This window comes from Ureibacillus sinduriensis BLB-1 = JCM 15800 (assembly GCF_000772955.1).
GTDB classification, from domain to species: Bacteria; Bacillota; Bacilli; order Bacillales_A; family Planococcaceae; genus Ureibacillus; species Ureibacillus sinduriensis.
Genome location: NZ_JPVO01000021.1, coordinates 1 through 7446 on the forward strand (window position 1 = coordinate 1; position 7446 = coordinate 7446).

The window sequence follows — 7446 nt, forward strand, 5'->3', positions numbered from 1 at the left end:
CGATCGAACTCATTGCAAAACTCTGTACTTTAATTTTGCAATACACACAGCAATATAGTCAATTGAAATAACTTAATAGAAGACTGCACAATTCGTAGTTCCCTCCTTAATTCTTTCAAGCAGATACGGCTTGTATGGATCTAGCTTACTTACTTTTTTTGTTCGTTTTTCTGATTGAGGAGCAGTCTTCGACTCTAAATACTTAATTATTTATTTACAATTTGGAAAAACAAATAATTAATGTCAAAAAATGGGAGATTTTTTAAAACTCTTGTAGAAACTAACTGCTAAGTTTACCATTGCCAATGAATAGAGAAACAATTACTGCCACGGCTATAAGAGATCCAGAGAGTAGGAATAAGGTATGAAGCCCATTAATAAATATAGTCAAAAGTTGATTGTAGGCTTCTGCTGACATCCCCACTGGATTACGCAATGCATCTTGAATGTTTTGCGATAGTACATTTGCGTAATTCGGATTATCACGAATAGTTGATTGTACATCATCAGCTACTTGGCTATTTAATACGCCTCCCAATATACTAATACCAATTGTAGCTCCTAATGAACGGAATAAATTGACTGATGCAGTGGCTGCTCCTATATCTTTTTTTGGAACCAATTCCTGTGTCATTGTGGTTAAAGCAGGCATTAAAACACCCATTCCCAAACCGATTATTCCAGCACTAATACCGAAATACCATAAAGAAGTATCCGCTGAAACTCTCGATAGCATCAGAAATCCTCCAATCATAATTAAAAGACTGGTAACAAGAAGATTCCTATATTTAAACTTTAGTAAAATAAACGCACCAATTATTCCAGCTCCCATTGCGCCAATCATCATTGGAAGTAACATGTATCCAGATGCGGTAGCGGATAATTGTTTAACGTTCTGTAGATAAAGTGGAAGAAAGGAAATTGCTCCAAACATACCTAGCCCCATAAAAAAGCTTACAACCGAAAGGATAGAAGTTACTCGATTATTAAATAAGTAGATAGGTAGAATAGGGTCTTTTGTTTTTCTTTCAATCCAAATAAAGAGTGCCAGTAATAATATCCCACCAATTAGTAATGTAAGTACCAGTGGTGATCCCCATGTATGGCTTGCAGAATGTCCTCCTTCACCACCAGTTAAAACAGTTGTCATTAAAATAGCCACAATTCCAAGTGACAGGGTGATTGCCCCCCACCAATCAATTGTAGGCTGCTGCTTTTCGACACCCTCCTGATAACCGACCCAGATAAAGACTGCAGCAAGCAATGCGATAGGAATGTTAATGAAGAATATCCAGTGCCAGCTTAAATTCTCAGTCAAAAACCCACCAATTGCGGGTCCGAGAATACTAGAAATCATAAACATGGAGCTAAGAACCGCTTGTATTTTTGCACGCTGTTCAACAGGATAGATATCCGCGATTATAGTGAATGCAAGAGGGATTAAGGAACCAGCACCAATACCCTGTATACCCCTAGCGATGATTAACAAGGTGATATCTTGGGCTAATCCGCATAAAATGGATCCAACCAAAAAGAAGCCCATCCCGATTAAATATATCTTTTTTCGATCGTATAAGTCGGACAATTTACCAAATATTGGAATACCGATTGATTCTGCGAGCATGTAAATAGCCACTACCCAACTATAAAACGCTAATCCTCCAAGTTCGCTAGTTATTGTAGGGAGAGCTGTAGATACTATTGTCTGATCTAAAGAAGCAAACAATAGCCCCAACATTACCCCAATAGTGACTAGTGTTTTATTGGTTGTTCTTATCTTCATAAGATTTCCTCGCTTTCTTTAAGAGCCAAGGAAACAGAATGAACGGTAGATTTGAGCTCTTCTAATTGAGATAGGTAGTGTAGTACAGTATTTAGAAGATATTTTCTTGGTCTAGAAGACATCAATTCTTGCTGTAGAAACGATATATTTAACAGGTAATCACTCTTGTCTTCCTCATCAATAGGACTATTTTGAACAATTCCTGTCATACGATTTATCTTTTCTAATAACGTTTTTTCCTTTTCCGAAGTCATCTGACTTTCTTCATACATGATTAGATCTATTAAAGAGGGTTGCTTGATAGTTGCATAATCTTGAGTCCGAACGATTATCTTTATAGTCGATACAATGTATTTGGCTATTTGTAAAACGTCTGCTTTATCCGCATCAAAGATACGAATTATATTAAGCCACTCCGTATATAATCCTTCAAAAGTTATAGCTAAATTCATTAAGAAAGTCTTATTAAGATGTTCACTATCAAACGCAAGTTCAAAATTATTCATATACATTCGATAATTTTCCAACTTAGTCGGCTTCTCATACTTTTGTAATTGTTCTATCTCTTCTTCTGAAAAAGCTTCATAAAGAGAATCAAAAAGGACACGGTTGAAATGACGTTGAGAAATAATCACTTCAACCTTTTTAATAAGTTTCTCATTTACACTATAGTTAGTTAATTCTATCTCTGCATTTTTTTTATAAATTTCATCCTGTAATTGGCCCAGTGCTGAAAGTAATATTTGTTTTTTTGAATCAAAAACTTTATATAACGAGGCTTTTGATATATGACATTTGCGTACTATATCTTCAACTGATGTGCGGTTATATCCCTTCTCTTTAAATAAAATAATGGAAGCGTCAACTATCCTTTTATTAATATCCATGCTTTCTCTCCTTTCTATACAAAAGCACAGTACTATGTAGTACTGTGTCAGTTATCATTTTAGCAATATCCATGTTTTCTCTCGTTTCTATATAAAATTACAGTACTATATAGTACTGTGTCAATAATTATTTTGTTTAATAGGTATGATTTGGGTACTAATTAGGTTTTTAAGGGAAAGGAAATAGCGGGGGAGTATGTGAAAAAGTTTAATACATCTAATTTAAATTGAACAGAATAAAACTGCTTCGTTTTCTTAACGGATAATCCGTTATGCCCAAACTCCTTATAAGCACGTACCCATCTCCTTAATGGAGAATCACCTATACCATATTTCTTCGCAATCGCTCGATATCCTACAGAGCTACTTAGGTACTCTTGAACCACTATCAATTTAAATTCTTCACTATATTTAGTCATAAAATCACCCCAAAAGTTAGTTTTTCACTCTAACTCTTGGGGTGCAGCACCTTCTTGAAGAAGAATTGTGCCTTGTTCAGCAATCGGGCCAGATTGTTGAATATATTTAATTTATGATACGAAATAAAAACTAAATAAAAAGTTAAAAAGTTTTATTACTTTTTATTGTTAATAGGTTATTCTTTAATAGTAAAAGGTAAAATATTGAAATTGAGGGGGGATTATTTATTAAAATATTTATATCTGTTCTTATTTCCCTTGCTCTTTTATTAGGTGGAATCTACTATTATTTTACGAATTTAGATAGTTATTATTATTCTTTACACGAATTTTATGATTTCCCAATACCTAAAGAAGCGAAAATTGAAAGTGAAAGCCCTAAAATAATAGGGTATAAATGGGAAAAATCTACAGGTACCGAAGTTCCACTTAACTATCGACTTATGATTAAAAAGGAAGGGTGGAAAAAGGTAAAGATGGATGGTGCTAATGTTGTTTATGAAAAAAATGAAAAATTAATTAACATTACTCTCGCCCCAAACTACATCGATGTAATGAAGTTAGAACAGAGTGAAAAATAAGTATTCACTATTCAACAATCGGGCACAATTCTTTAATAAGGATATTGTCTTTTTCTGTGATAGGACCATATTGTTGAACTGAGTATTTCACTTAGTACACTTTCTAATGATAAGTACCAGGGTAGGTTTCTTTGGGAAGGGAAGGGAAATATGAAAACTAGAAAAGATATTATTGATTACTGTTTGAAATTAGAAAATACATACGAAGATTATCCGTTTAGAGATAAAAATTCTTCGTTGATACGACAAAAAGGAAACAAGAAAGTTTTTGCATGGATTTTTGAGAAAGATAAACATATTTGGATTAATGTAAAGTGTGAACCTGGTTTACTAGATTTATGACGCCAAATTTATAATTCTGTTGTTCCAGCATATCACCTAAATAAAGACCATTGGAACTCAATAATTCTAGACGGTACCATTTCAGATGAGGATGTTTATAAAATGATTTGTGACAGTTATCATTTAACGAAAGCAAAATAATGAATACTCTAATTCTACAAATCGGGCGCGATTCTTCAATAAGAGAATTGCGTTTTTCAATTATAGGGCCAGAATATTGAATAACAAATGTTTATAGAAGGTTACCAAATTAGAGTAACCTAATCATAAGTAAAGGCGTTTTTTAAGATACTAATTTATGGGTGAAAAAGGTGTACAATCTGCATTTATCGTTCTGAATGGGAACCTATGCTTAGTGATATATGAATTAGAGCCTCTGAATTTTTACTTCTCGTAAAATTCCAGAGGCTTTTAATTTTAGTAGTATAGAGGAAGATTCATGCTAGCTTCCTCTTGCTATATCATATTTAAAGCTTAAACTTCCGAACTTGCGTATTCAACGTTTCAGCTAGCTTCGATAACTCCTCAGAGCTTCTTGCTACTTCCTCCATAGAGCTGCTTGTTTGCTCGGTAGAAGCAGCCGTTTCTTCAACTCCTGCAACGGATTCTTCTGAAACTGCAGCAATTCCTTCTATTACGTCATTCATCTTTCGGCTTTGCACTGTCATACCTGTTAGGTTACTTGTGATCGTTTCAATGTTTTGAGACATTTGTTTAATGGACTGATAAATTACTGTGAATGACTCACCGGTTGTTTGGATTTGATTAGTGCCCTTTTCTACCTCGTGATAACCAATTTGCAAGGATTCGGCAACTGCTGTTGATTCAAGCTGGATATTCGACACAATGTTTGTAATATCTGAGATCGATTCACTTACTTGTTCTGCTAGTTTTCTAACCTCATCAGCAACAACCGCAAATCCTTTTCCATGCTCTCCTGCACGAGCTGCTTCAATGGCTGCATTTAATGCAAGGAGGTTTGTTTGCTCTGCTATCGTATTGATGACGGCAACAAGCTTAGAGATTTCCTGAGTTTGTGTATCTAATCCTTTTACTTTTTGTACAGCATCTTTCACGATTTGATCAATCACGGCCATTTGATGAACGGATTTCTCCATTAATTGACCGCCATTTTTGGTAACATCAAGTACTTCAGTGGATGACTTAGATACGACCACTCCATTTTCATTCGCTTCTTCAATTTTTGTTAAAAAAGATTCCATGGAAGAAGTTAAACTCATGGCACTATTTGCCTGCGATTCTGCGCCTAACGTCAGTTCTTGCATTGTGATTGCCACTTGCTCTGTCCCTTTTTTTACTTCATTTGCTGCTTGTGTTAGTTCTTCACTACGACTGTTCACAGTTTCAGAAACTTCCGCCGTTTGACTAATAATTGCTCGTAAATTGGTCACCATCATATTTGTTGCTTGGGCTAGTTTTCCAACTTCATCGTTACCATCATATTCAATCAAAGATACATCAAGGTTACCATCCGCAACTTGACGACTAATATCTACCACTCTGTTTAAATGGTTAGATACCATCCGGCTTATTAAGAAAACTAGGACTCCCCCAATAATAATTGATAGGCCCATTGCAGTTAATAATATGCCCGATGCCACATCTTTACTCCGCATTGCCTCCTTAATAACATCCGCTTGTTTTTCTTTGATTTGCGGCATTAAAAGCATGACGTGTTCGTTGCTTTGCTCTAATAAACCGTAACCTTCCTTAAAATAGTTCAACGCTGCATTTGAATCATTTAAATTTACAGCTTTTTCAATTTTATAAATTAGATTCGTTATTTCAGCATCCAGTGTTTTTATTTGATCAACCATAGCTATTTCTTCTTCTGTAGCCATTCCTTCCATACTCTCTCTTAACGTGTCAACTAGAGTAATAAAATACCCATTTCTCCCCTCGTACTCCTCGAGGTATTGAGGTTTTCCTTCGTAAGCATAAAGTGCAAATCGAATAAATTTATCTCGTGATAGTGAACCGACTTCCGCGATTTGCTGTACTTTGTCGCCTTCTGCCTCTACTCTTTTAATTTGTTCACCAATGTTTTGAATTTGTGTTGTTACAATGAAGGTTGAAATTCCAAATAATATAAAGGTGCTTATAAATGCAATTCCATACTTCCATCCGACTTTAACATTTCTTAAATTTAACTTTGCCATCTGTAATTCTCCTTTAGATTCTACTTGTTCTAATTCAATAACCGGTTCTTCCTTTAACAGGAGTGAAAAATATTAATAATACAGTATGCGAAATGAGAACTTATTTACAATGTGTTAATTTTATCATAAAATGGCAACGATGAAATGCTTTTTTGGGGAAGGTAGCAAATTTGCCAATCATAAGGTGAATTAATTCCAAAAGGAAACTATGAAATCGCTATTGACTTTTCATCCGGGTATGGCAGCACTCAATTGCCATTTTAGGGACATTTTCTGGAATAACACTTAGCGAAAGGTGGCTGGGTATTTAGTTGAAATTTAAGTGAGTTGTGCATAAATATACTTAACTAATGGGACAGCTTAGCAATAGTTGTAGGGAACTTGGAAATGAGGGGGATTCGATGGGGGATGTTAATTGGTTAAATGGAAGCCATAAAGAGGAGAACCGTATTTTTGATTCGGAGTTTGAAGCCAAAGAATGGGCAGAAGCCTTATATCCAGATTTTGTTGCCTATTTAAGCGATAAAAATAATGTCGGATATGCAACACCCGATGAAAAGGTAATAAAATATTTAACAGCTCTTTTTCCTCAATGGGCTAGTTATATCAATTTGCAAATCGGCGTCTGTACGGGGAAAACCGAAACGAATGATCAAATCATCTATAAAATATGGACAGTGAAATTATAATTTTTTTCATTAATAGGGTCTTTAGTTAAATAACGATCTCAACAATGGGAATTCTTGAAAAGAATTGGGCTTTTTTCAGTAATCGGCCCATTGAATGGAATGAACCTCTACAAGTAAATTGGATATTAATGTTAGAATATAGGGGAGATTAGAAAAAATATACCGGAGTTTTTAACGAGGCGTAGTTATTTGAGACAAAGTATAAGAGTAAATAAAGGAGATAATGATGGATGGAGTTTATAGTAATTGGTATTGTAGCACTTTTAATTGGAATCGTATTAATTCCAATAGGTTACTTTGAATTTAAAGAAGAACTACAGAGTATTAGAGCGCAACCCTTACATAAAAAAATCATCATTTATCCACTTGCATTTTTTAGCTTTATAAATTTTGATAGTATCATAGGGTGGGCCTTTAGTTTAGGAATGTTGTTAGTACTTAGTGGTTCAGCAATTATTTTATTATTAGTGTTTTAAATTGTATTTGTTGTATAAATATTAACCGAAATAACAATAATGGGGCGCAATTCGGTACTGCACCCCAAAAGTTAGAGTAAAAAAACTAA

Annotated in this window: 6 protein-coding genes and 1 pseudogene; 3 read left to right on the plus strand and 4 right to left on the minus strand. The window is 34.5% G+C overall.

Annotated elements, in window-relative coordinates; all coding sequences use genetic code 11:
* Nucleotides 1–280: 280 nt before the first annotated feature.
* The 3 genes from CD33_RS00290 to CD33_RS00300 form a co-directional block, all read right to left on the minus strand.
* Nucleotides 281–1783 (minus strand): MDR family MFS transporter, encoded by a 1503-nt coding sequence (locus CD33_RS00290; protein WP_036197023.1) that lies wholly within the window; start codon nt 1781–1783, stop codon nt 281–283.
* Nucleotides 1780–2670 (minus strand): TetR/AcrR family transcriptional regulator, encoded by an 891-nt coding sequence (locus CD33_RS00295; protein ID WP_036197026.1) that lies wholly within the window; start codon nt 2668–2670, stop codon nt 1780–1782. Before CD33_RS00295 ends, CD33_RS00290 begins: the two co-directional genes overlap by 4 nt.
* 161 nt (nt 2671–2831) lie before the next feature.
* Nucleotides 2832–3089 carry a transposase gene (locus CD33_RS00300; RefSeq protein ID WP_140422996.1) on the minus strand — a complete coding sequence of 86 codons (258 nt, stop codon included), beginning with the start codon at nt 3087–3089 and terminating at the stop codon, nt 2832–2834.
* A gap of 731 nt (nt 3090–3820) precedes the next feature.
* On the opposite strand from CD33_RS00300, the pseudogene CD33_RS00305 reads away from it, so the two are divergent.
* A pseudogene (locus CD33_RS00305) lies at nt 3821–4153 on the plus strand (MmcQ/YjbR family DNA-binding protein).
* 326 nt (nt 4154–4479) lie between these two features.
* Here the strand turns inward: CD33_RS00305 and CD33_RS00310 are convergent.
* Entirely contained in the window at nt 4480–6192 is a 1713-nt protein-coding gene (locus tag CD33_RS00310) for a methyl-accepting chemotaxis protein (RefSeq protein WP_036197028.1), read from the minus strand.
* A 401-nt stretch (nt 6193–6593) separates the two neighbouring features.
* Between CD33_RS00310 and CD33_RS00315 the strand changes: the two genes are divergently transcribed.
* Nucleotides 6594–6881, plus strand: coding sequence for a hypothetical protein (locus CD33_RS00315; protein ID WP_036197031.1), 288 nt, complete (start codon nt 6594–6596; stop codon nt 6879–6881).
* Between the two features lie 230 nt (nt 6882–7111).
* On the plus strand, nt 7112–7357 hold the full coding sequence (locus CD33_RS00320) for a hypothetical protein (RefSeq protein ID WP_036197034.1): 246 nt from the start codon (nt 7112–7114) through the stop codon (nt 7355–7357).
* Nucleotides 7358–7446: the final 89 nt, after the last annotated feature.